Raw genomic sequence first — 22,402 nt, 5'->3', positions numbered from 1 at the left:
ATGAAAACAGGTGTCAACATATGTATCTACCTGCCAGACAGATTTCAATTCCCGCAATCCTGACAACGGTTGTGGGATGAAAATAAAGTTTCATCCCACACAATAGGACCGAAGACGCCGCCCCCTATTCCACCGTGACTGACTTGGCCAGGTTACGGGGCTGGTCCACGTCGGTGCCCTTGAGCACAGCGGTGTGATAGGCCAGCAGTTGCAGGGGTATGGTGTGGATGATGGGGGAAAGCCAGTCGTCCACCGGCGGCACCACCAGGCTCTGGATGGCGCCGTCGTGACCCAGGGCTTCCACGTCATCGGTGAAGACCAGCAGATGCCCGCCCCTGGCCCGAACTTCTTCCAGGTTGGACTTGAGCTTTTCCAGCAGGGCGTTGTTGGGGGCGACCACCACCACGGGCATGTCCCCGTCCACCAGGGCCAGGGGGCCGTGCTTGAGTTCGCCGGCGGGGTAGGCTTCTGCGTGGATGTAGGAGATTTCCTTGAGCTTGAGGGCACCTTCCAGGGCAATGGGGTAGTGGCAGCCCCGCCCCAGGAACAGGGCGTGCTGCTTTTCCACCAGGGTCATGGCCAGGCGTTCGATGGGCGCGTCCAGGTGAAGCACCTTTTCCATCACCGCCGGCAGGGCGCGGAGCTGTTCCACGAAATGCCGGATGCGGGCGGCATCCAGGCCATGATGACGGCCCAGGGCTAGGACCAGCAGGAACAGGGCCACCAACTGGGTGGTGAAGGCCTTGGTGGAGGCCACGCCGATCTCCGGCCCGGCATGGGTCATAAGGACCATGTCGGACTCCCGTACCAGGGAGCTTTCCGGCACGTTGCAGATGGCCAGAGAGCCCAGGTAGTCATCTTCCCGTGCCTGCCGCAGGGCGGCCAGGGAGTCGGCGGTCTCGCCGGACTGGGAGATGGTCAGCAACAGGCAGTCGGGCAGTACGGCATGGCGGCGATAGCGGAATTCGCTGGCCACTTCCACCCGGCAAGGCAGACCCAGCAGACCCTCGATCCAGTAGGCGGCCACCATGCCCGCGTGGTAGCTGGTGCCGCAGGCCAGGATCTGGACCGACTTCACCCGCTTGAGCAGGGCCTCGGAGTCAGGACCCAGGATGCCTTCCAGCACCCCGTCACCGGACAGGCGGCCCTCCAGGGTCTCGGCCACGGCCCGGGGCTGTTCGTGGATCTCCTTGAGCATGAAGTGCCGGTAGCGGCCCCGGTCGGCGGCGCCGGCGGTGAGGCTGCTTTCGGTGACCGGGCGTTCCACCGGCCGCAGTTCGGCATCAAAAAGCCGCACCTGGTCCCGGCGCAGTTCCGCCAGATCACCGTTTTCCAGATAGATGAAGCGCTGGGTCACCGGCAGCATGGCCTGGATGTCGGAGGCGATGAAGTGCTCGCCGATGCCCACGCCGATGATGAGCGGGCTGCCCTGGCGCACGGCGATGAGGCGGTCGGGCTGGTCGCGGGCGATCACGCCCAGTGCGTAGGCGCCGGTGAAGTGGGTCACCGCCCGCTGCACTGATTCCAGCAGGTCCATCCCCTGGCGGCAGTAATCCATGATCTGGTGGGCGATCACTTCGGTGTCGGTGTCCGAGGTGAAGTCATAGCCCTTGGCCTTGAGTTCGCCGCGGATCTCGGCGTAGTTCTCGATGATGCCGTTGTGGACCACGGCAATGTGGTCACGGCTCATGTGAGGGTGGGCGTTGTATTCGGTGGGGCTGCCGTGGGTGGCCCAGCGAGTGTGGGCGATGCCCAGGGTGCCGCGCAGGCCGTCACCGGCCAGGCGCTGGGCGAGGGCTTCCACCTTGCCTACGGCCCGTTCCCGTTGCAGGCCGGCATCCGGGTTCAGGACCACCAGACCAGCGGAATCGTAGCCGCGGTACTCCAGGCGGCGCAGGCCTTCGATCAGGATGGGTTCTACGTCACGCTGGGCGATGGCGCCGATGATTCCGCACATGGTCTGCTGGCCTCTGCTGGTCTTCGGGTCCCTCTCGCTTTTCGGGAGGGGTTGGGGTGAGGGGTGGGTTTGACCGGGTGGCAGGGTTTGGCTTCCCCCCCCTCATCCCTGGCCCTTCTCCCACGAGGGAAGAAGGGCGTTTTCTACTCAGCGCTTCTTCACCGGCCGCTGCCAATCCGGGCGGGTTTCCTGGGGGGCACGGGTCAGGGTGAGCTGGCCCGGCGGGGCCGGCTGGTTGATGGTGGAGCCGGCGCCGATGGTGGCACCCTCACCGATGGTGACCGGGGCCACCAGAGCGGTGTTGGAACCGATGAAGGCGTGGTCACCGATCACCGTCTGGTGCTTGTTCACCCCGTCGTAGTTACAGGTGATGGTGCCGGCACCGATGTTGACCTGGCGGCCCACTCGGGTATCGCCCACGTAGCTCAGGTGGTTGATCTTGCTGCCCTGCCCCACCCGGCTCTTCTTGATCTCAACAAAATTGCCCACATGCACCCCGTCGTCCAATTCGGTGCCGGGCCGCAGACGGGCGAAGGGACCGATGGTGCAACCAGGGCCGATGCGGGCATCCTCGATCACGCTGTGGGCGCGGATCACCGCACCAGGACCCACGTGGGCATGGGTCAACACGCAGTGAGGACCAATATGCGCCCCCTCGCCCAGCACCACATGGCCTTCCAGAATCACGTTGACGTCCAGGGTGACATCCCGAGCGGCGGTGACGGTGCCGCGGATGTCCAGCCGGGCGGGATCCATGACGGTGACGCCGACACGCATCAGGGCCTCGGCCTGGCGCCGCTGATACAGGCGTTCCATGGCCGCCAGTTGCACCCGGTCGTTGATGCCCATGAACTCATCGGCATCCGTGGCCGGGATCACGGTCACCGGAGCGCCTTCGGCCACCGCCAGACCGATGCAGTCGGTGAGATACAGCTCACCCTGGGCGTTGTCCGGCGAGAGCTGGTTCAGCCATCCCGTCAGGGCGGCGCGACGGGCCGCCATGAAACCGGTGTTGACCTCGTTCACGGCCTGCTCGCCGGTGTCGGTATCCTTCTGCTCGACGATGCGCAGGGGCCTGCCCCGGTCATCGCGGATGATGCGACCATAGCCGGTGGGATCCGGCAGGATCATGGACTGCACCGCCAGGGCGTGGTCGTCCAGGCCGTCCAGCAAGGCCTGCAGACTGGCGGCACCCACCAGGGGGACATCGCCGTAGAGGATCAGCACCCGGTCATCGGGACCGGCCACCGGCAGGGCCTGGGCCACGGCGTGGCCGGTACCCCGCTGCTCCCGCTGTTCCACCCAGGTGACGGGGGCGTCGGCCAGTCGCTCACGGACCTGATCGCCGCCATGGCCATAGACCACCGCAAGCCGCTCGGGCCTGAGTGAGAGCGCGGTTTCGATCACGTGGGAAAGGAGTGGGCGTCCGCCCAGGGGATGCAGCACCTTGGGCAGTGCCGATCGCATGCGTGTCCCTTGCCCGGCGGCAAGGATGATGATGGTGGTTTCCATAGTCACCCGCAGGTCCTGCCTTGGGTTGTGCGCGGAAACGGAAACACGGCCATGCCGACGGCATGACCGTGTGTTCCCGGGTACTGCTTACTGGTTGGTGCTCTTGCGCAGCTTCTGGATCATGCGCAGGCGCGCCGCAGCCTCGATCAGCTCCGACTGTGCCTTGGCATAGTCGAAGTCGGCCTTGCGGTTGGCCAGGGCATCTTCCGCCCGCTGCTTGGCTTCCAGGGCCTCGGCCTCGTCCAGATCCTTGGCACGGATGGCCGTGTCCGCCAGCACAGTCACCACATGGGGCTGCACTTCCAGCAGACCACCGGAGATGAAGATGTGATGCTCTTCTCCGGACTCGGACACCTTCACCCGGATCTCGCCGGGCTTGAGCAATGCCACGAACTGGGAGTGACGAGGCAGGATGCCCACCTCGCCCTGTTCTGCCGGCGCCACCAGCATGTGAGCCGTACCGGAGTAGATGGACTCCTCCGCGCTCACAATGTCGACGTGAAACGTCATAGCCATGGGTGCCCCCGATTACTTGTTGAGCTTCTCCGCCTTCTCGACGGCCTCTTCGATGCTGCCCACCATGTAGAAGGCCTGCTCGGGGAGATGATCGTACTCACCGTTGACGATGGCCTGGAAGCCGTGAATGGTGTCCTTGAGGGACACGTACTTGCCCGGTGCGCCGGTGAACACTTCGGCCACGAAGAAGGGCTGGGACAGGAAGCGCTGAATCTTGCGAGCGCGAGCCACCACCAGCTTGTCTTCTTCGGACAGTTCGTCCATGCCCAGGATGGCGATGATGTCCTTGAGCTCCTTGTAGCGCTGCAGGGTGTTCTGCACGGCACGGGCGGTGTCGTAGTGCTCCTGACCGATGACCAGCGGGTCCAGCTGACGGCTGGTGGAGTCCAGCGGGTCCACAGCGGGGTAGATGCCCAGCTCGGCGATCTGACGGGACAGCACCACGGTGGCGTCCAGGTGAGCAAAGGTGGTGGCCGGAGAGGGGTCGGTCAAGTCGTCCGCAGGCACGTACACGGCCTGGATGGAGGTGATGGAACCCTTCTTGGTGGAGGTGATGCGCTCCTGCAGCACACCCATTTCCTCGGCCAGGGTCGGCTGGTAACCCACGGCGGAAGGCATGCGGCCCAGCAGTGCGGACACCTCGGTACCGGCCAGGGTGTAACGGTAGATGTTGTCGATGAACATCAGCACGTCACGGCCTTCGTCACGGAAGAATTCGGCCATGGTCAGACCGGTCAGGGCCACGCGCAGACGGTTGCCCGGCGGCTCGTTCATCTGGCCGTACACCAGGGCCACCTTGTCGAGCACGTTGGAGTCTTTCATTTCGTGGTAGAAGTCGTTCCCTTCACGGGTACGCTCGCCCACGCCGGCAAACACGGAGTAACCGGAGTGCTCGATGGCGATGTTGCGGATCAGCTCCATCATGTTCACGGTCTTGCCCACACCGGCGCCGCCGAACAGACCCACCTTGCCGCCCTTGGCGAAGGGACACAGCAGGTCGATCACCTTGATGCCGGTTTCCAGCAGCTCGGTGGAGCCCGCCTGCTCTTCATAGCTGGGGGGCGCGCGATGGATGGACCAGTGTTCATCGGCCTTGACGTCACCGGCGTTGTCCACCGGCTGGCCCAGCACATCCATGATGCGGCCCAGGGTGGCCTTGCCCACGGGCACGGAGATGGGCTTGCCGCTGTTGGTCACCTTGATGCCGCGGCGCAGGCCGTCGGAAGAACCCATGGCGATGGTACGCACGATACCGTCACCCAGCTGCTGCTGCACTTCCAGGGTCAGGCCGACCTCCTCCACCATGAGGGCATCGTAGACCTTGGGCACGGCGTCACGGGGGAACTCAACGTCCACCACCGCGCCGATAATTTCAACGATGTTTCCAGCACTCATGTTGATAATCCTCTAGTCTCTCAAATCTTGAACCGGGGTCGGCCTCAGACCGCTGCGGCGCCGCCGACGATCTCGGAGATCTCTTGGGTGATGGCTGCCTGGCGGGCCTTGTTGTAGACCAGCTGCAGCTCATGGATGAGATCCCCGGCGTTGTCGGTGGCGGACTTCATGGCCACCATGCGGGCAGCCATCTCACAGGCAACGTTCTCGACCACCGCCTGGTAGATCACCGACTCGATGTACCGGGTCAGCAGCGTATCCAGCACCGGCACGGTGTCCGGTTCGTAGATGTAATCCCAGTGATGCTTGAGCTCCTGCTCGCCGGTCGGCACGATGGGCAGCAGGGTGGTGGCCTTGGGCTGCTGGCTCATGGTGTTGACGAACTCGTTTTCCATCAGGATCAGCCGATCGATACGACCTTCGTCGTAGTGATTCAGCATGACCTTGACGGTGCCGATGAGGTCATTCAACCGGGGCCGGTCGCCCAGGTTGCCCACATTGGCCACGACTTCGCCGCCAAGGCGCCGGAAGAATCCGAGCGCCTTGTTGCCGATCAGGCACAACTCGATCTCCGCGCCCTTGTTGCGCCATTCGGTCATGGTCTGCACGGTCTTCTTGAACAGGTTGATGTTCAAGCCGCCGCACAGGCCGCGATCGGTGGAGACGACGATGATACCCACCCGCTTGACCTCGCGTTCCTCCAGGTAGGGGTGCCGGTATTCGGCATGGGCCATCGCCACGTGCCCCATCACCTGACGGATCTTGTCGGCATAGGGGCGGGTCGCCAGCATGCGGTCCTGCGCCTTGCGCATCTTGCTGGCGGCCACCATCTCCATGGCCTTGGTGATCTTCTGAGTATTCTTGATACTCTTGATCTGGCCGCGGATCTCTTTTGCGCCTGCCATAAGTCAGCTCCCGGTTACCAGCTGTGGTTTGCCTTGAAGTCTTCCAGGGCAGCCTTCATGCCGGCCTGGATCTCATCGCTGTAGTCGCCCTTCTCATTGATCTTGGCGAGCAGTTCCGCCTGGCTGGAGCGCAGGTAGTCGTGCAGGGCGTGTTCGAAGTCCACGACCTTCTTCACTTCCACATCGTCCAGGTAGCCTTGTTCAGCGGCATACAGGGAGAAGCCCATCTCGGCAATGGAGAGCGGGGCGTACTGCTTCTGCTTCATGAGTTCCATGACGCGCTGGCCACGCTCCAGCTGTCTGCGGGTGGCCTCGTCCAGGTCGGAGGCGAACTGCGAGAACGCAGCCAGCTCGCGATACTGGGCCAGGGCCAGACGCACACCACCACCCAGCTTCTTGATGATCTTGGTCTGGGCCGCGCCACCCACACGGGACACGGACAGACCGGCGTTGATGGCCGGACGGATACCCGAGTTGAAGAGGTCGGTTTCCAGGAAGATCTGGCCGTCGGTGATGGAGATCACGTTGGTGGGCACGAAGGCCGACACGTCACCCGCCTGGGTCTCAATGATGGGCAGGGCGGTCAGGGAACCGGTCTTGCCCTTCACTTCACCGTTGGTGAAGGCTTCCACGTACTCGGCGTTGACGCGGGAGGCGCGCTCCAACAGACGGGAGTGCAGGTAGAAGACGTCACCCGGATAGGCTTCGCGGCCCGGCGGGCGGCGCAGCAGCAGGGAGACCTGACGGTAGGCCCAGGCCTGCTTGGTGAGGTCGTCGTAGATGATCAGGGCGTCTTCGCCGCGGTCACGGAAGTACTCACCCATGGCGCAACCGGCGTAGGGGGCAATGTACTGCATGGCGGCGGAGTCGGAAGCGGTGGCCGCGACAATGATGGTGTGATCCATCGCGCCGTGCTCTTCCAGCTTGCGTACCACGTTGGCAATGGAGGAGGCCTTCTGGCCCACTGCCACGTAGATACACTTAATGCCGGTACCCTTCTGGTTGATGATCGCGTCGACGGCCACGGCGGTCTTGCCGGTCTGGCGGTCGCCGATGATCAGCTCACGCTGGCCGCGGCCGATCGGCACCATGGCGTCGATGGCCTTCAGACCGGTCTGCACCGGCTGGTCCACGGACTTGCGGTCGATCACGCCCGGGGCGATCTTTTCGATGGGGGAGCTGTGCTTGGTCTCGATGGCGCCCTTGCCGTCGATGGCCAGGCCCAGGGAGTTCACCACGCGACCCAGCAGGGCCTCGCCCACCGGGACTTCCAGGATGCGACCGGTGCAGCGGGCGGTGTCGCCTTCCTTGATGTGCTTGTAGTCACCCAGCACCACGGCGCCCACGGAGTCGCGCTCCAGGTTCAGGGCCATGCCGAAGGTGTTGCCGGGGAACTCGATCATTTCACCCTGCATGACATCGGCCAGACCGTGCAGGCGGACGATACCATCGGACAGGCTGACCACGGTGCCCTCGGTGCGTGCTTCCGCCGCGGACTCGTAGCTCTTGATGCGCTGGCTGATCAGTTCACTGATTTCAGACGGGTTGAGTTGCATATTTCGAATCCTCTTAGCGGCTCAGATTGGAGGCCAGGCGCGCCAGGCGCCCACGGACTGAGCCATCGATGACCAGATCTCCCGCGCGGATGATGGCGCCGCCGATGAGGCTGTCGTCCACTTCGCAGACCAGTTCCACTTCCCTGCCGAGCCGCTTCTTCAGGGCTGCGGCGATGGACTTCTGCTGTTCCGCATCCACCGCCTGAGCGGAGACCACGGTGGCTTCCACCTTGTTCTCTGCGTCGGCACGCATCACCTCGAACAGGGCGGTGATCTCCGGCAGCAGCGCAAGCCGGCCATTCTCCGCCAGCAGACGGATGAAGTTGCGTCCGCCGTCATCCACCTTGCCCTCGCACACTTCGATGAAGGCCTTGGCGATCGTCTCGCGGGTGAGTTTGGGGCTGTCGAGTAAGGCACGCATGTTCGGATCGTGCGCAACTGCCGACATGAAGGCCAGCTGGTCAGACCAGCCGGCCAGATTGCTGGCATCACGAGCGACTTCGAACACCGCCTTGGCGTAAGGCCTTGCGGCCGTCGTGTTTTCAGACATGGCGGCTCACCTAGATCTGGCTCACCAGGTCTTTGATCACCTGATTGTGGGCCTTGGCGTCGATTTCCTTCTTCAGAATGCGTTCAGCACCGGAGATGGCCAGGGTACCCACCTGCTTGCGCAGTTCTTCGCGCGCACGGATGACTTCCTGCTCGATCTCGGACTGGGCAGCCGCCTTGATGCGATCGCCTTCCTGACGCGCGGTGTCCTTGGAGGACTCCACGATCTCGTTGGCCCGCTTCTGGGCCATGGCGACGATGTCTGCGGCCTGCTGCTTGGCCTCCTGAAGAACCTTTTTGGCTCTTTCCTCGGCAAGCTGCTGCTCATGCTTGCCACGCTCGGCGGCGGCGAGGCCATCGGCAATCTGCTTCTGACGCTCCTGCATCGCCTTGATGATGGGGGGCCACACATACTTCATGGTGACCCACACCAGCAGGGCGAAGGTGATCATCTGGCCGAGCAGCGTGAGATTGATATTCACGTTGCTACCTCCCCTTGAGACGGTTTAACGGATGGCATGCGCGGAAAAAGATCCGTGCCTTAACCGGTCACCGCACCCAGGAAGGGGTTTGCAAAGGTGAAGAACAGGGCCAGACCCACACCGATCATGGTCACGGCGTCGAGCAGACCGGCCACGATGAACATCTTGACCTGCAGCATCGGCACCATTTCCGGCTGACGGGCTGCGCCTTCCAGGAAACGACCACCCAGCAGACCGAAGCCGATGGCGGTACCCAGAGCACCCATACCCAGGATCAGGCCAACAGCGATGGCGGTCATACCCTGAACGTTAGCGACAGCAAGTGCGAGTTCCATAACTTCCTCCAAATGTGAAAGGTCAAAACAATGCAAGAACAACTTGGTTTGAATGAACCCCGGCCGGTGATGCACCGGCCGGGAAGACGTCATTCATCAGTGGTCTTCGTGGGCCATGCTCAGATAGACGATGGTCAGCACCATGAAGATGAAGGCCTGCAGGGTGATGATCAGCAGTTTGAACAGGGACCAGGACAGCCCCAGGGTCCACTGGATGTACCAGGGCAACAGGGCGATCAGGCTGAAGATCAGGCCGCCGGCGTACATATTCCCGAACAGTCGCAGGGACAGGGAGACGGGCTTGGCAACCTCTTCGACCACCTTGAGGACCAGGTTGAAGGGCAGCAGCCACTTGCCGAAGGGATGGAACATCATCTCCTTGGCGAAGCCGACACCGCCCTTGATCTTGATGCTGTAGAAAATGATCAGGAAGAACACCGCGATGGACATGCCGAAGGTGGCGTTGATGTCCGACGTGGGGTTGATGCGCAGGTATTCGATGCCGATGGCATGCGCAATGTAGGGGAACAGGTCGTAGGGCAGCAGCTTGACGATGCTCATGAGGAATATCCACACGAACAGGGTCAGTGCCAGCGGGGCGATCAGGTCGGAACGACCGTGGAAGGTGTCCTTCACCTGTTGATCCACGAAGCCGACGATGATCTCGACGAAGTTCTGCAGGCTGCCGGGGACACCGGTGGTGACGCTCTTGGCCACCTGCATGAAGAGGTAGAGGAACACCCCGCCTGCAAGCAGGGAGAAAAGCATGGTATCCACGTGGATCGACCAGAACGACTCGGGATTACCCAGCGTCAGGTGCCCCAGATGATGCTTGATGTAATCCCCAGCAGATTCGTATTCCATTGACATGGTGTTCGCTCGCTTTTACTCGTTTGCACCGGACAGCATCGGCAGCAGTGCCAGCCAGAAAGCCATGAAACCGGCCATGTAAGTCAGGAACATGGGCAGGAAATCCACTTTCAGCCACACGATTGCAACCACAAACAGGATGACGGTCAGGAGGATCTTCTGCGCCTCGCCGACATAAAAACTTCTCACGATGACTTTTGCCGGCTTCCCTCTCCGGCCGGAAAAGACGCGCAGGGCGAAATAGGCCGTCGAGATGAAACTGATCATGCCCCCCGCCAATGCAGACCAGGCGGCCTGTGGTCCGGCCAGCCCGAAGGCGATCAGCCATCCGGCAATCGCCACGGTCATCTGTAGCCCGAGGACCAAAGCTGCAGTCCGATTAATCATGACCGCCCCGGGCGAACGGCTTGTCTGACTCGTTAATGATAATGAGGTTCACCCATTTTTTCCGGCGCCGGACAGACGCCCACGGTCGACGGCAGCCGCGGATTATAAGAGGCCATGGGCGGGGGGTCAACGTATCAGTGGCTGTTAATGCTCCCATCTGGATGGCACGGGTCAACGGATGTGTCCCAGAATCCCGTCCAGCTCGTCCAGACTGTTGTACTGGATAACCAGCCGCCCCTTGCCCTTGGTGTTGTACTGAATGTTCACCCGCGCCCCCAGCCGGTCGGAAAGCTCGCTCTCCAGCCTCGCCACATCCGGGTTGCGTGGTGGCGTCGGCGCGGCCTCCTGTTTTGCGTTCTTCAGCAACGCCTGCACCAGCCGCTCCGTCTCCCGTACCGACAAGCCCTTTTCCACCACCTGACGAGCCGCCGCCACCTGCTCACCCTCGACCAGGGCCAGCAGCGCACGAGCATGCCCCATCTCCAGGCGCCCCTCGTCCAGCAGGGCCTTCACCGGCCCCTCCAGCTCCAGCAGGCGCAGCAGGTTGGTGACGCCGGCCCGGGAACGCCCCACCGCCTCGGCGGCCTGCTGGTGGGTCATGCCGAATTCGTGAATCAGCCGCTGCAGGGCATTGGCCTCCTCCAGGGGATTGAGATCCTCCCGCTGGATGTTTTCGATCAGGGCCATGGCCGCCGCCGCCTGATCCGGCACCTCCCGCACCACCGCCGGGATCTCCCGCAGTCCGGCCATCTGCGCCGCCCGCCAGCGGCGCTCACCCGCCACCAGCTCGTAGCCACCGGCCACCGGACGCACCACCACCGGCTGCACCACGCCCTGGGCACGGATGGACTCGGCCAACGCCTCCAGGGCCTCGGGACGCATGTTCACCCGGGGCTGATAGCGCCCGCGGCTGACCTGCTCCACCGGGATCTGGCGCAGACCGGCACCGTCCGCTTCGTGGGCCTCCGGCTCGGATCGGGCGCCGGCGGCACCGGCGCTGGACAGCAGGACGTCCAGACCGCGCCCCAGCCCTGTCTTTCTCTTTGCCATGACTTACTGCTCTCCAGAAACGGACACTGCCTCGGCCGCCCCTTCGGGCGCGGCCCCGCGACCTTCGCGGCGCAGGATCTCTCCCGCCAGCGCCAGGTAGGCCAGGGCGCCACGGGAGGACTTGTCATACAAAATCACCGGCAGACCGTGACTGGGTGCCTCGGCCAGGCGGATGTTGCGGGGAATGACGGTGCGATAGACCTTGTCACCGAAATGACGGGTGAGCTGCTCGGACACCTCGGTGGTCAGGTTGTTGCGCGGATCGAACATGGTGCGCAGCAGACCGTGGATGTGCAGCTCGTGGTTGACCGACTCGCGAATGCTGTCGATGGTCTGCACCAGGGCCGACAGCCCCTCCAGGGCGTAATACTCGCACTGCATGGGGATGATCACCCCATGGGCCGCCACCAGGGCATTCACCGTGAGCATGTTCAGGGAGGGGGGGCAGTCGATGAAGATGAAATCGTACTGATCCCGGATCGTTGCCAGCGCTTCCTGCAGCCGATATTCCCGGCGCAGGGCCGTCATCAGGCTCACCTCCGCCACCGTCAGATCCCCATTGGCGGGCATCAGGCTGTAACCCACCGGCTCCAGACGCATGATGGCCTGTTCGGCGCTGACGCGCTTCATCAGCACGTCGCAGGCACTGTGGACGAGATCGTGCTTGTCGGCGCCGCTGCCCATGGTGGCATTGCCCTGGGGGTCCAGGTCGATCAGGAGTACGCGGCGCCGGGTGGCGGCCAGGGAAGCGGCCAGATTGATGCTGGTGGTGGTCTTGCCCACCCCCCCCTTCTGGTTGGCCACGGCGATGATTCTGCCCATGTGTGCTAGTCCTTGGTGATCTCGACGAGATGCCGCACGGCCTCAAGGCCCGGCACCCGGAGCGAATGGGTGGCAACCACCCGCCAACCATCGGGCAACGCCTCGGGATCATCATCCGCGTCCCGGCCCTTCATGGCCAGCAACCGGCCCGCGGGAGCGCACAGATGCCCGGCCAGACGGGTGAAGGTGGTGGTGGCGGCGAAGGCACGGCTGATGACTGTATCAAAGCCCCCGTCGGGGCGATAGTTTTCCACCCGGTCCTGCACCACGACGACATTGGCAATCCTCAGCTCCATCACTGCCTGGCGCAGGAAGCGGGCCTTCTTGCCGCCGGAGTCCAGCAACACCAGCTGCCAGTCGGGACGGGCCAGGGCCAGGGGAATCCCCGGCAGGCCGGGGCCGGTGCCGATATCGGCGATGCGAGGCCCCCGCACCCAGGGCAGGACCGCCAGACTGTCCAGCAGATGCAGTCGGACCATGTCCTCGAAATCCCGCACCGCGGTGAGGTTGTAGGCCCGGTTCCAGCGCTCCATCAGGCGCAGATAGCGCGCCAGGGGATCGGCCAGGGTCGGGGACAGGGACAGCTCGCTCAGGCCGCGACGAAGCAACTCGTCCGCGGCGGGCGTCAGGGCATGGGACATGGCGTCGGATATCCGGGAATCAGGCACTGCGCTTCAGGCCCTGGGCCTGCTTCTTCAAGTGCACCAGCAGCAGGGAGACGGCGGCGGGGGTCACGCCGGGAATGCGGGAGGCCTGACCCACGGTATGGGGGCGATGATCCGCCAGCTTCTGGCGTACCTCGTGGGACAGGCCGCTGACGGCGCCGTAGTCCAGATCATCGGGCAACGCCGTGTCTTCCAGGCGCCGGGTCCGGTCCACCTCGTCCTTCTGGCGCTGGATATAGCCGGCGTACTTGGCCTGAATTTCCACCTGTTCCGCCACCCGGACATCCGTCACGGCCGGCCCGGCACCGGGCAGGGACATCAGGTCCTCATAGGCCACCCCGGGGCGCCGCAGCAGGTCCATCAGGGAATACTCCCGACTCAGGGGGCCGCCGAACAGGCGCTCGCCGTCCTCCGGCAACACATCCCCCGGGCGCATGACCGTGACCCCCAATCGCCGGGACTCCTGCTCGATGGCCTCCCGCTTGCGCTCGAAGGCCGCCCAGCGTGCATCATCCACCACGCCCAGTTCGCGGCCCACGGGGGTGAGGCGCAGATCGGCATTGTCTTCCCGCAGGGTGAGGCGGTACTCGGCCCGGCTGGTGAACATGCGGTAGGGCTCCCGGGTGCCCCGGGTGATGAGATCATCAATCATCACGCCCATGTAGGAGGTTTCCCGGCGCGGATGCCAGGGCTCCCGCTCCCGCACCCGCAGGGCGGCATTGATGCCTGCCACCAGCCCTTGGGCTGCGGCCTCCTCATAGCCGGTGGTACCGTTGATCTGACCGGCGAAGAACAGACCCTGTAGCGGTCGGGTCTCCAGGCTGGGGCGCAGGTCCCGGGGGTCGAAGAAGTCGTATTCGATGGCGTAGCCGGGACGGGTGATGTGGGCCTGCTCGAAGCCCTCGATGGAACGCACCACATCCACCTGCACATCGAAGGGCAGGCTGGTGGAGATACCGTTGGGGTACACCTCATGGGTGTCGAGCCCTTCCGGCTCGATGAAGATCTGGTGGCGTTCCTTGTCGGCAAAGCGCACCACCTTGTCCTCGATGGAGGGGCAGTAGCGCGGCCCCACCCCTTCGATCACGCCGCTGTACATGGGAGACCGGTGCAGGTTGGCGCGGATCACCTCCAGGGTGCGGGGGGTGGTCCAGGTGATGTGACAGCTCACCTGGGGCGGATGATCGGAAGGCTGCCCCAGGAAGGAGAATACCGGCACGGGGGTATCCCCGGGCTGCTCGGTCAGGCGGGAATAATCGATGCTGCGGGCATCGATGCGGGGCGGCGTGCCGGTCTTCAGACGCCCGACCCGCAAGGGCAGCTCCCGCAACCGCTGGGCCAGGCGGATGGCCGGCGGATCACCGGCGCGGCCACCGGCGTAGTTGGCCTCGCCCACATGGATGAGACCACCCAGGAAGGTGCCCACGGTCAGCACCACGCAAGGGGCATCAAAGCGCAGACCGGCCTGGGTGACGACCCCGGTGACCCGGTCCCCCGCCACGATCAGATCGTCCACCGCCTGCTGAAACAGCTCAAGGCCCGGCTGGTTTTCCACCGCCCGGCGCACGGCGGCCTTATAGAGGGCACGGTCCGCCTGGGCGCGGGTGGCGCGCACGGCAGGCCCCTTGCGGCTGTTGAGGGTGCGGAACTGGATGCCGCCCAGATCGGCGGCGCGGGCCATGAGGCCGCCCAAGGCGTCGATCTCCTTGACCAGATGGCCCTTGCCGATGCCGCCGATGGCGGGGTTGCAGCTCATCTGGCCGATGGTGTCGATGTTATGGGTCAGGAGCAGCGTCCTGCAGCCCATGCGGGCCGCCGCCAGGGCGGCCTCGGTGCCGGCGTGGCCGCCGCCCACGACGATGACGTCGTATTGTGCCTGGTATTGCATAGTCAAGAGCCGGGCCGGAAGTGGGGAAAATCCTGATAGTGTAGCGCGGATCAGTCCTCCTCGGGCACCACCAGCGCGGCATCCAACCCATCCAGTCCCTGTCGCCCCACCTTGTAACCCGCCAGACGGGTGGCCGTGGCCAGGGCATCGGGCACGGAACTGCCCGTGGCCAGGGCATGGATCAGGCCGGCGTTGAACACGTCCCCGGCCCCCAGGGTGTCCACCACCCGGGGCGGGCGCCAGGCCGGCGCATGGAACAGGCCGTCGCGACTGGCCCAGGCCCAGGAGCCCTCGTCGCCCCAGGTGCAGATCAGCACGGCGCCGGGCACGCGCTTGTGCACGCTGCGCAGAAACGGCTCCGGCTCCTCGAAGCCCCGACCCAGCACGAAGGGACGGGAAAAGATGATCACATCAGGTTGCCCGAACAGCATGTCCACCCCGTCCCGGTCCTTCTCCACTTCCAGGGAGATGGGCTGGTGGGATTTCTGCTGGCTGCGCAACGCCTGGAGCATACGGCTGGTGGTGTGGGTATCCCGGGCCTGCACATGCACCCATTGATACTTGTCCAGGTTCAGCTTGGCCACATGAGGGGCATCCAGTTCCGGCAGGTTGCGGTAGTGGACGATGGTGCGGGAACCGTTGGCGGCATTGAGGGTGATGTAGGAACAGGGGGTGCGCCCGGTGCGCCGGCGACAGGTTTCCACGTTGATCCCCCGCTCCGCCAGCAGGGACAGCAGATGTTCGCCGTCCGGATCATCAGCCACCACGGCGGCCAGGTCGCACTGGTGCCCCAGTTGCTGCAGCACATACAGGCTGTTGGCGGTATTGCCGCCGGGAGAGGCACGCTGTTCCCGGGCGCGGATCTCCTCGTCCTCCACCGGATAGTGGTCAACGATGTTGATGATGTCCAGGGTGGCGACGCCGATGCCGAGAATATGGGCCATGTGGATGGTGCCCCGAGGGCCTGTGGTGGTGTTGCGCACAGGATAGTGAAAGGGAGGCGGCGGGGTAAAGGTATTACAGCGCAAAAGCACGGCCGGGAAGCGGCGGGCCACCCCCTTGGGAGCCGGCCCGCCGACGAAAGGGTCAATCAGAAGTCGAAACGCATGCCGGCGGCGAAGACCTGGCCGCCGCTGTAGTCACCACTGATATCACCCGGGTTTGCACCGCGTTTGCTATCAATCGCCGCCGTCTCCTGCTCGAAATAGTACTCGGCGAAGAACTTCAGGCTGGGATTGAACTGATGATCCACACCCGCATGAACAATGGTCTCGCCATAGTTGTCCACCTCGGCCACCATCAGCTTGAAGGTGTTCTTGCCCAAGGTGTAGCCGGCGTAGACGTTCATGGCCATGTCGCCGTCATTGCCATACGCGTCATCATCATTGATGTCGCTGTAGAAACGCTCCAGCTTGGCGCCCAGATAGAGGTTGCCCATGGAATGAGCGGCGGAGACGCCGACAATTCGCATGTTATCGTTGCCATTGAGCTCATCCATGCCGATGGACAGGGTGGTATCGCCAAAGCTGTAGCTGCCGGTCAGCTGAACCCGGTTATCCCCGTCGGCACCGTTGTCCTCACTCCAGGCGAAGGCGAAGGACAGGCCATTCATGTCCGGGCTATAGTAGCTGATGGTGTCGCCGCGACGAAATGCCGTATAGGTGGCAAATCCGCTGTAGTAACTGCTGAACATGTCCACCGGATAGGCGATGGCATTGTAGTAGGGCAACCACATCTGGCCGTACAGGAAGGTCCCCATCTCACCCTGCACACCGATCTGGGCCACGCGCACATCCTGGGTCTGGTCCCACGGGTCCTGAACGGCCTTGTTGGCCAGATCCAGGGGCAGTTCCAGCTGACCGATCAGGGTCAGCCCTTCCATCAGGGGGTAATCGGCATTGAAACCGATGCGGGAGTAGGCATCCCGCACCCCGGTGTATGAATCCAGTTGATCCCGGTTATCGGGACGCACGGACTCCACCTGCACTCGGGCGGAGCCGTAGAAATCAAAGTTGAGTTCGCCGGCCTGAGCCATGGCGGGCACGGCCAGGGCAGCGGCGACGGAAGAGGCAATCAGGATCTTTCTGTTCATAAGTCGGTTGTTTCCAGTCAGATACATCGGTGATATCGATTGATGGGCCGGCGGCGGGGAGCCGGAAACGCCCCCGGCAACCCGCCACCGAAACACTCAGGGTAACCAGGTGTCCACCAGGTCCCGGTTCTGTTCGACCCAGCGCCTGGCGTTCTCGTAGGGATCTCCCCCCTCCTCGTTCATCATCATCAGCTCGGCCATGTGGGCGGGCGTCCAGTTGAAGTTATCGAGGATGGCATAGGCCTCGGGCATGTCGTCCTTCAGGCCGGCACGCACGATGGTGTGAATGTATTCCTCACCGCCGTAGATCCCCTTGGGATCTTCCAGATATTTCAGCTCCCAGCGGCTTTCCTTCCAGTGGGGCGTCCAGCCGGTGACCACCACCCAGTCATTGTTGCGGATGGCATTGGCCAGCACGCCGGTCATGGTGGCATCGGAACCTTCGATCAGGCGCAGTCTCAGGCCGTATTCGTCGATCACCCGCTCGGTACTGCTCATCAGGCCCGCGCCGGGATCGATGCCGATGATGCGACGGTCAAAGCGGCGAACATGGTCGTTCAGCGCCTCAATGGAGTCAATGTCCACATAGGCGGGGACCATCAGACCGATACGGGTACCCACCAGGTTGGGCCCCAGGTCTTCCACCCGGTCCCTGACCCGCTCCAGGTAATGCTCGTGGGTGGTGGGCAGCCAGGCAGCCACGAAGGCATCCTGGTCACCGGTGCCGACGGACTGCCACATGGCCGCGGCACCGACGGACGTCAGCCGCACATCGTAGCCGGCCTCTTCCAGCACTACCCGGATCACGTTGGTACTGGCCACTTCACTGGCCCACTCCACATAGGGGATGTTGATCCGTCCCTTGTCGCCCGCCAGGACCGACAGAGGGGCAAATACCAGAGTTGCCGCCAGGATCAGACTGGCGATCACCGGGATTCCCGGCCTTGTCATTGAAGTCATCATTTTCCTCCGAAGAATTGCATGGATACTCAGAAAGTTCTCAAAAAGCCTCCTGCCGTCACTTCCAACCACCCCCAACCATCACTCCCGATACCCGGGGTGGTCATTCCCAATACTTCCAAGCCGTTACGGCTGATGCCCCCGAGTCACTCCCGATACCCTCAGGTCGTCATGTCCGCGAAAGCGGGAGCCCAGGCGCCGAGCCCTCACCGGATTCCCGCTTTCGCGGGAATGACCTACCCGGTTACGATCCGCGTTTCCGGCCAATGCGCTGGGTCACCCGGTCCAGGATCATCGCCAGGATCACGATGGCAATGCCGGCCTCGAAACCATTGCCCGGCTGCAGACGCTGGATCGCCCGCCAGACCTCGCCCCCCAGGCCGCCGGCACCGATCATGGCGGCGATCACCACCATGGACAGGGCCAACATGATGGTCTGGTTGATGCCTGCCATGATGGTGGGCACCGCCAACGGCAGCTGGACCTTGAACAGCTTCTGCCGCCGGCTGGCGCCAAAGGCATCCGCGGCCTCCACCAGTTCCCGGGGCACCTGACGGATGCCCAGGATGGTGAGACGGATGGCCGGCGGCATGGAAAAGATCACGGTGGCAAACATGGCCGACACCTGACCCAGACCGAAGAAGGGAATCGCCGGGATCAGATAGACGAAGGCAGGCATGGTCTGCATGAAGTCGAGCACCGGCATGGTGGCCCGGTGGAAGCGCTCCGACAGACCACCCCAAATACCGATGGGCAACGCGATGGCCACCGCCACCGCCGTCGCGAATAACACCAGGGTGAGGGTCTCGATGGTGGCCTGCCAGAGTTGCAGGTTCCACAAAAACAGCAGGCCCGCCACGGTACCGATGGCCACCCGACGACCCGCCGCCAGCCAGGCAATGCCGGCAAAGGCCAGGATCACCACCCAGGGGGGTGGAAAGCTCAGCAACATCACCACGCCCTCCACGCCGTCGCCCAGCACATTGCTGATGGCCCGGGTCAGGCCGGAGAAGGTGTCAGTCAGCCAGTCCAGGCCGTCGTCGATGTAGTCCGACAGGGGAAACTTGCCGAAAAAAGGAAAATCATGATTCATGAGCGTGCTTCACTGGTTTTGTCCGCGGCGGTTGCGGCGTCCGGCGCCGTCACTGCCTGATCCGACTGACCGGCCGCCAGGGCCGCCAGCACGTTGCTCTTGACGATGGTGCCCAGCAGGCGCCCGGCCTCGTCCACCACCGCCACCGGAATGCGGCTGTCCGCGAGCATGCCGATCAGGGTGCTGACCGGCTCATCCGGCCCCACCGCCTGATGATCCCGCTGGATGTGGGGGCCAATCTGCCTATCTCCCTGCTCGATCGCCCGGCCCATGTCATCCGCCCACACATACCCCTCCAGGGTGCCGTCCTGCTGGACCACGAACAGGCTGTAGAAACTTTCCTTTTCCATCTTGTGCAGGGCGGTGCGAGGGCCGTCCGAGGGAAGGGCCAGCACCCTTGCATCGCGCATGATCCCGCCGGCGGTGAGGATCTGGGTCTTGTCCACATCCTCCACGAAGCGCTCCACATAACGACTGGCGGGGGAACTCAGGATCTCTTCCGGCGTGCCGATCTGGACCACCCGCCCATCCTTCATCAGCACGATGCGATCACCGAGCCTGAGGGCCTCGTCCAGGTCGTGGGTGATGAACACGATGGTCTTCTTCACCCGTGCCTGCAGATTGATCAGCTCCTGTTGCATGTCCCGACGTATCAACGGGTCCAGCGCGCTGAAGGCCTCGTCCATGAGCAGGATATCCGGGTCCACGGCCAGCGCCCGGGCCAGGCCCACCCGCTGCTGCATACCCCCGGAGAGCTGGGACGGAAAGGCCTGCTCCCAGCCTTCCAGACCCACCAGTTGCAGGGCCTGGGCCGCCCGCTGCTCCCGTTCGCTCTGGTCCATGCCGCAGATCTCCAGCCCGAAGGCCGTGTTCTGCAAGATGGTGCGGTGGGGAAACAGGGCGAAATTCTGGAACACCATGCCGAACTTGCGGCGCCGCAGGGCGAGCAGATCCTTGTTGCTCAATCCAGTGATGTCCTCTCCATCAATCAGTATCTGTCCCGCCGTCGGCTCGATCAGACGGTTGAGACAGCGGATCAGAGTGGATTTGCCGCATCCGCTCAGACCCATGACCACCAGGATCTCCCCTTGCGCCACATCAAAACTGACGTCGGCGACACCCAGGGTGAGCCCGGTACGCTGCTGGATCTCCTTACGGTCGTATCCCTCCTCCATGAGCTTCAAGGCCGGAGCCGGCGGGTCGCCGAAGACCTTGGTGAGGTTTTTGACTGCTATTTTGGGTTGCAAGGCTACTGTCCTGTCTTCACCCCGGAAGGGGCGGGTCGGTGTCAGTGTCTGACGACGGGCATCATGGGATGCCGGAAAAGGAAACGGGCCGGGGATCAGACCGATCCACGGCCCGCGATATCAAGCAAGGGTCAACGCACGGCGCTGAGAAAATGCATGTGACGCTCGTAGTGCTCCAGCACGTCGTTGATGATGGCGTCCTTGCTCCAGCCCATGACGTCATAGTCCTGGCCGCCTTCGCTCAGATGGACTTCCGCATGGAAGTACTTGAGCGCCTCGGCACGCTGACTGCGGGTATCCCGCATGACGAAGGAGGGAGGCTCATAGGCACGAGGACGCACTGAGTAGAAGAAGTCGATCTCCTCGCCGTGGCGGACCTCCACCCAGCAGCGCCCATCCTCGCCCACTCCGGTGTGGGCATCCCGATTCTGCTTGCGCAGTTCCTCGGCCACCGCCTCCAGGGCCGGCTTCACGGCCTCCTGGATATAGCGCAGGACCTCGTTACGCCGGGGCTGATGGACGATGGCGCGCAGGCGCGACTGCCAGCTCAGGGGTGAGTGGGGACCGATGGGTGAGACTCGCGCCTGCAGGCTGATCCGTTTCATGGTGTCGATGCGCAGGGCCCTGAGCAGCCCCCAACACATGAAGCACATGATGATGGCGAACGGCAGGGCACTGGCGATGGTGGCGGTCTGCAGGGCCGCCAGGCCGCCGGCGATGAGCAAGGCCGCCGCCACGATGCCCTCGATCACGGCCCAGAAGATGCGCTGCCAGGTGGGGGATTCCTCCTTGCCGCCGGAGGTGAGGATGTCCACCACCAGGGAACCGGAGTCCGATGAAGTGACAAAGAAGGTCACCACCAGCAGGGTCGCCACCAGGGCCATGATGGAGGACAGGGGCAGATGCTCGAAGAACTGGAACAGGGCCACCGAGGTATCCGCCGCCACCGCGTCCGACAGCTCGGTGATGCCCTGCACCATGATCATGTGCAGGGCGGTATTGCCGAAGAAGGTCATCCACATGATGGTGAAGCCCACCGGCACCAGCAACACACCGAAGGTGAACTCACGAATGGTGCGGCCCCGGGAGACCCGGGCGATGAACATGCCCACGAAGGGCGCCCAGGCAATCCACCAACCCCAGTAGAACAGGGTCCAGCCGCCGATCCACGAGGTGGGCTCGTAGGCATACAGATTGAAAGTCATGGAGAACAGGTTGGAGACGTAATTCCCCGTGTTCTGCACCAGGGTCTGCAGCAGATAGACGGTGGGGCCGGCCACCAGCACGAAGGCCAGCAGGCCCGCGGCCAGGATCATGTTCAGCACCGAGATCCGGCGGATGCCGCCATCCAGACCCAGGGCCACGGACAGGGTGGCGATGGCGGTGATGACCACGATCAGGATGACCTGCACCGAGAGGGCATTGGGAACATCGAACAGGTAGTTCAGGCCGGAGTTGATCTGCATGACGCCGAACCCCAGGGAGGTGGCGACGCCGAAGATGGTGCCCAGCACGGCAAAGGTATCCACCGTGTGGCCGATGCCGCCGTGGATGCGGTCACCGATCAACGGATACAGGGAGGAGCGGATGGTCAGCGGCAGGTCATGTCGGAAGGCGAAGTAGGCCAGGGACAGGGCCACCACGGCATAGATGGCCCAGGCATGAACCCCCCAGTGGAAGAAGGTGATGCGCATGGACTGGCGGGCGGCCTCGACGGTCTCCGGATCGCCCACCGGCGGACTGACGTAATGCATGACCGGCTCGGCCACGCCGAAGAACATGAGGCCGATGCCCATGCCGGCGGAGAACAGCATGGCGAACCAGGAGGCATAGCTGTAGTCGGGCTGACTGTGATCCGGACCCAGCTTGATGTTGCCGTAACTGGACACCGCTACTCCGACCATGAAGACCACGAATCCAGCCACCGCCAGCACATAGAACCAGCCGGCGGAATCGGAGATCCAGCCTTGCACGGCACTGAAGACGGTACCGGCCGTCTCGGTGAAGATGGCCGCAAACAGCACGAAGACCAGGGTGAGTACTGCCGAGGTAATGAACACCGGCGGGTTCATCAGGATGCGTGGAGCACGGGCTGGAGACGCACTCTGTTCGGTCATGTAA

Annotated in this window: 21 protein-coding genes; all 21 read right to left on the bottom strand. The window is 63.7% G+C overall.

Features of this window, described 5'->3' with window-relative positions:
• Positions 1-124: 124 nt before the first annotated feature.
• Entirely contained in the window at positions 125-1,957 is a 1,833-nt protein-coding gene (gene glmS / locus ECTPHS_RS08660; protein WP_008932352.1) for a glutamine--fructose-6-phosphate transaminase (isomerizing), read from the bottom strand.
• Between the two features lie 147 nt (positions 1,958-2,104).
• Positions 2,105-3,469, bottom strand: a complete 1,365-nt coding sequence (gene glmU, locus ECTPHS_RS08655) for a bifunctional UDP-N-acetylglucosamine diphosphorylase/glucosamine-1-phosphate N-acetyltransferase GlmU (protein WP_008932351.1) — start codon at positions 3,467-3,469, stop codon at positions 2,105-2,107.
• Positions 3,470-3,556: 87 nt separating this feature from the next.
• Positions 3,557-3,985 (bottom strand): F0F1 ATP synthase subunit epsilon, encoded by a 429-nt coding sequence (locus ECTPHS_RS08650; RefSeq protein ID WP_040405602.1) that lies wholly within the window; start codon positions 3,983-3,985, stop codon positions 3,557-3,559.
• A gap of 12 nt (positions 3,986-3,997) precedes the next feature.
• Positions 3,998-5,380, bottom strand: coding sequence for a F0F1 ATP synthase subunit beta (atpD, locus tag ECTPHS_RS08645; RefSeq protein ID WP_008932349.1), 1,383 nt, complete (start codon positions 5,378-5,380; stop codon positions 3,998-4,000).
• 44 nt (positions 5,381-5,424) lie between these two features.
• The gene (gene atpG, locus ECTPHS_RS08640; RefSeq protein ID WP_008932348.1) at positions 5,425-6,285 is read right to left on the bottom strand and encodes a F0F1 ATP synthase subunit gamma; all 861 of its coding nucleotides are present in this window, start codon (positions 6,283-6,285) and stop codon (positions 5,425-5,427) included.
• Between the two features lie 14 nt (positions 6,286-6,299).
• Positions 6,300-7,841 carry a F0F1 ATP synthase subunit alpha gene (atpA, locus tag ECTPHS_RS08635; protein WP_008932347.1) on the bottom strand — a complete coding sequence of 514 codons (1,542 nt, stop codon included), beginning with the start codon at positions 7,839-7,841 and terminating at the stop codon, positions 6,300-6,302.
• A gap of 13 nt (positions 7,842-7,854) precedes the next feature.
• Positions 7,855-8,391: a F0F1 ATP synthase subunit delta gene (locus ECTPHS_RS08630; protein ID WP_008932346.1), complete on the bottom strand. Its 537-nt coding sequence runs from the start codon at positions 8,389-8,391 to the stop codon at positions 7,855-7,857.
• 10 nt (positions 8,392-8,401) lie between these two features.
• A complete protein-coding gene (locus ECTPHS_RS08625; protein ID WP_008932345.1) occupies positions 8,402-8,872 on the bottom strand; it encodes a F0F1 ATP synthase subunit B in 471 nt (156 codons plus the stop codon).
• 59 nt (positions 8,873-8,931) lie between these two features.
• Positions 8,932-9,207: a F0F1 ATP synthase subunit C gene (atpE, locus tag ECTPHS_RS08620; protein WP_008932344.1), complete on the bottom strand. Its 276-nt coding sequence runs from the start codon at positions 9,205-9,207 to the stop codon at positions 8,932-8,934.
• Between the two features lie 96 nt (positions 9,208-9,303).
• A complete protein-coding gene (gene atpB, locus ECTPHS_RS08615; protein WP_040405600.1) occupies positions 9,304-10,077 on the bottom strand; it encodes a F0F1 ATP synthase subunit A in 774 nt (257 codons plus the stop codon).
• Between the two features lie 15 nt (positions 10,078-10,092).
• The gene (locus ECTPHS_RS08610) at positions 10,093-10,425 is read right to left on the bottom strand and encodes an ATP synthase subunit I (RefSeq protein WP_008932342.1); all 333 of its coding nucleotides are present in this window, start codon (positions 10,423-10,425) and stop codon (positions 10,093-10,095) included.
• Positions 10,426-10,635: 210 nt separating this feature from the next.
• The gene (locus ECTPHS_RS08605; protein ID WP_008932341.1) at positions 10,636-11,514 is read right to left on the bottom strand and encodes a ParB/RepB/Spo0J family partition protein; all 879 of its coding nucleotides are present in this window, start codon (positions 11,512-11,514) and stop codon (positions 10,636-10,638) included.
• 3 nt (positions 11,515-11,517) lie between these two features.
• Complete coding sequence (locus ECTPHS_RS08600; RefSeq protein WP_008932340.1) at positions 11,518-12,336, bottom strand: ParA family protein; 819 nt, start codon at positions 12,334-12,336, stop codon at positions 11,518-11,520.
• A 5-nt stretch (positions 12,337-12,341) separates the two neighbouring features.
• The gene (rsmG, locus tag ECTPHS_RS08595) at positions 12,342-12,977 is read right to left on the bottom strand and encodes a 16S rRNA (guanine(527)-N(7))-methyltransferase RsmG (protein WP_008932339.1); all 636 of its coding nucleotides are present in this window, start codon (positions 12,975-12,977) and stop codon (positions 12,342-12,344) included.
• 19 nt (positions 12,978-12,996) lie between these two features.
• Positions 12,997-14,889, bottom strand: a complete 1,893-nt coding sequence (gene mnmG, locus ECTPHS_RS08590) for a tRNA uridine-5-carboxymethylaminomethyl(34) synthesis enzyme MnmG (protein ID WP_008932338.1) — start codon at positions 14,887-14,889, stop codon at positions 12,997-12,999.
• Between the two features lie 50 nt (positions 14,890-14,939).
• A complete protein-coding gene (locus ECTPHS_RS08585; protein ID WP_008932337.1) occupies positions 14,940-15,833 on the bottom strand; it encodes a PfkB family carbohydrate kinase in 894 nt (297 codons plus the stop codon).
• A 146-nt stretch (positions 15,834-15,979) separates the two neighbouring features.
• Complete coding sequence (locus ECTPHS_RS08580; RefSeq protein WP_008932336.1) at positions 15,980-16,981, bottom strand: porin; 1,002 nt, start codon at positions 16,979-16,981, stop codon at positions 15,980-15,982.
• A 96-nt stretch (positions 16,982-17,077) separates the two neighbouring features.
• Positions 17,078-17,932 (bottom strand): glycine betaine ABC transporter substrate-binding protein, encoded by an 855-nt coding sequence (locus tag ECTPHS_RS08575; protein WP_083838811.1) that lies wholly within the window; start codon positions 17,930-17,932, stop codon positions 17,078-17,080.
• A gap of 253 nt (positions 17,933-18,185) precedes the next feature.
• Positions 18,186-19,034: a proline/glycine betaine ABC transporter permease gene (locus ECTPHS_RS08570; RefSeq protein ID WP_008932334.1), complete on the bottom strand. Its 849-nt coding sequence runs from the start codon at positions 19,032-19,034 to the stop codon at positions 18,186-18,188.
• Entirely contained in the window at positions 19,031-20,209 is a 1,179-nt protein-coding gene (locus ECTPHS_RS08565; protein ID WP_008932333.1) for a glycine betaine/L-proline ABC transporter ATP-binding protein, read from the bottom strand. The genes ECTPHS_RS08570 and ECTPHS_RS08565 overlap by 4 nt, the downstream gene beginning before the upstream one ends.
• Before the next feature lie 203 nt (positions 20,210-20,412).
• The gene (locus ECTPHS_RS08560) at positions 20,413-22,398 is read right to left on the bottom strand and encodes a choline BCCT transporter BetT (protein WP_040405596.1); all 1,986 of its coding nucleotides are present in this window, start codon (positions 22,396-22,398) and stop codon (positions 20,413-20,415) included.
• Positions 22,399-22,402 lie beyond the last annotated feature (4 nt).

Origin of the sequence: Ectothiorhodospira sp. PHS-1, assembly GCF_000225005.1 — a bacterium.
GTDB lineage: Bacteria > Pseudomonadota > Gammaproteobacteria > Ectothiorhodospirales > Ectothiorhodospiraceae > Ectothiorhodospira.
Note: the sequence above shows the minus strand (reverse complement) of the source record. Positions and strands in the feature narration are given on the sequence as shown.

What these genes read in the sequence shown, in the direction of transcription:
- glmS (WP_008932352.1), bottom strand. Translation starts at nt 1,957, where the DNA reads ATGTGCGGAATCATCGGCGCCATCGCCCAGCGTGACGTAGAACCCATC.
- glmU (WP_008932351.1), bottom strand. Translation starts at nt 3,469, where the DNA reads ATGGAAACCACCATCATCATCCTTGCCGCCGGGCAAGGGACACGCATG.
- ECTPHS_RS08650 (WP_040405602.1), bottom strand. Translation starts at nt 3,985, where the DNA reads ATGGCTATGACGTTTCACGTCGACATTGTGAGCGCGGAGGAGTCCATC.
- atpD (WP_008932349.1), bottom strand. Translation starts at nt 5,380, where the DNA reads ATGAGTGCTGGAAACATCGTTGAAATTATCGGCGCGGTGGTGGACGTT.
- atpG (WP_008932348.1), bottom strand. Translation starts at nt 6,285, where the DNA reads ATGGCAGGCGCAAAAGAGATCCGCGGCCAGATCAAGAGTATCAAGAAT.
- atpA (WP_008932347.1), bottom strand. Translation starts at nt 7,841, where the DNA reads ATGCAACTCAACCCGTCTGAAATCAGTGAACTGATCAGCCAGCGCATC.
- ECTPHS_RS08630 (WP_008932346.1), bottom strand. Translation starts at nt 8,391, where the DNA reads ATGTCTGAAAACACGACGGCCGCAAGGCCTTACGCCAAGGCGGTGTTC.
- atpE (WP_008932344.1), bottom strand. Translation starts at nt 9,207, where the DNA reads ATGGAACTCGCACTTGCTGTCGCTAACGTTCAGGGTATGACCGCCATC.
- atpB (WP_040405600.1), bottom strand. Translation starts at nt 10,077, where the DNA reads ATGTCAATGGAATACGAATCTGCTGGGGATTACATCAAGCATCATCTG.
- ECTPHS_RS08610 (WP_008932342.1), bottom strand. Translation starts at nt 10,425, where the DNA reads ATGACCGTGGCGATTGCCGGATGGCTGATCGCCTTCGGGCTGGCCGGA.
- ECTPHS_RS08605 (WP_008932341.1), bottom strand. Translation starts at nt 11,514, where the DNA reads ATGGCAAAGAGAAAGACAGGGCTGGGGCGCGGTCTGGACGTCCTGCTG.
- ECTPHS_RS08600 (WP_008932340.1), bottom strand. Translation starts at nt 12,336, where the DNA reads ATGGGCAGAATCATCGCCGTGGCCAACCAGAAGGGGGGGGTGGGCAAG.
- rsmG (WP_008932339.1), bottom strand. Translation starts at nt 12,977, where the DNA reads ATGTCCCATGCCCTGACGCCCGCCGCGGACGAGTTGCTTCGTCGCGGC.
- mnmG (WP_008932338.1), bottom strand. Translation starts at nt 14,889, where the DNA reads ATGCAATACCAGGCACAATACGACGTCATCGTCGTGGGCGGCGGCCAC.
- ECTPHS_RS08585 (WP_008932337.1), bottom strand. Translation starts at nt 15,833, where the DNA reads ATGGCCCATATTCTCGGCATCGGCGTCGCCACCCTGGACATCATCAAC.
- ECTPHS_RS08580 (WP_008932336.1), bottom strand. Translation starts at nt 16,981, where the DNA reads ATGAACAGAAAGATCCTGATTGCCTCTTCCGTCGCCGCTGCCCTGGCC.
- ECTPHS_RS08575 (WP_083838811.1), bottom strand. Translation starts at nt 17,932, where the DNA reads ATGACAAGGCCGGGAATCCCGGTGATCGCCAGTCTGATCCTGGCGGCA.
- ECTPHS_RS08570 (WP_008932334.1), bottom strand. Translation starts at nt 19,034, where the DNA reads ATGAATCATGATTTTCCTTTTTTCGGCAAGTTTCCCCTGTCGGACTAC.
- ECTPHS_RS08565 (WP_008932333.1), bottom strand. Translation starts at nt 20,209, where the DNA reads ATGGAGGAGGGATACGACCGTAAGGAGATCCAGCAGCGTACCGGGCTC.
- ECTPHS_RS08560 (WP_040405596.1), bottom strand. Translation starts at nt 22,398, where the DNA reads ATGACCGAACAGAGTGCGTCTCCAGCCCGTGCTCCACGCATCCTGATG.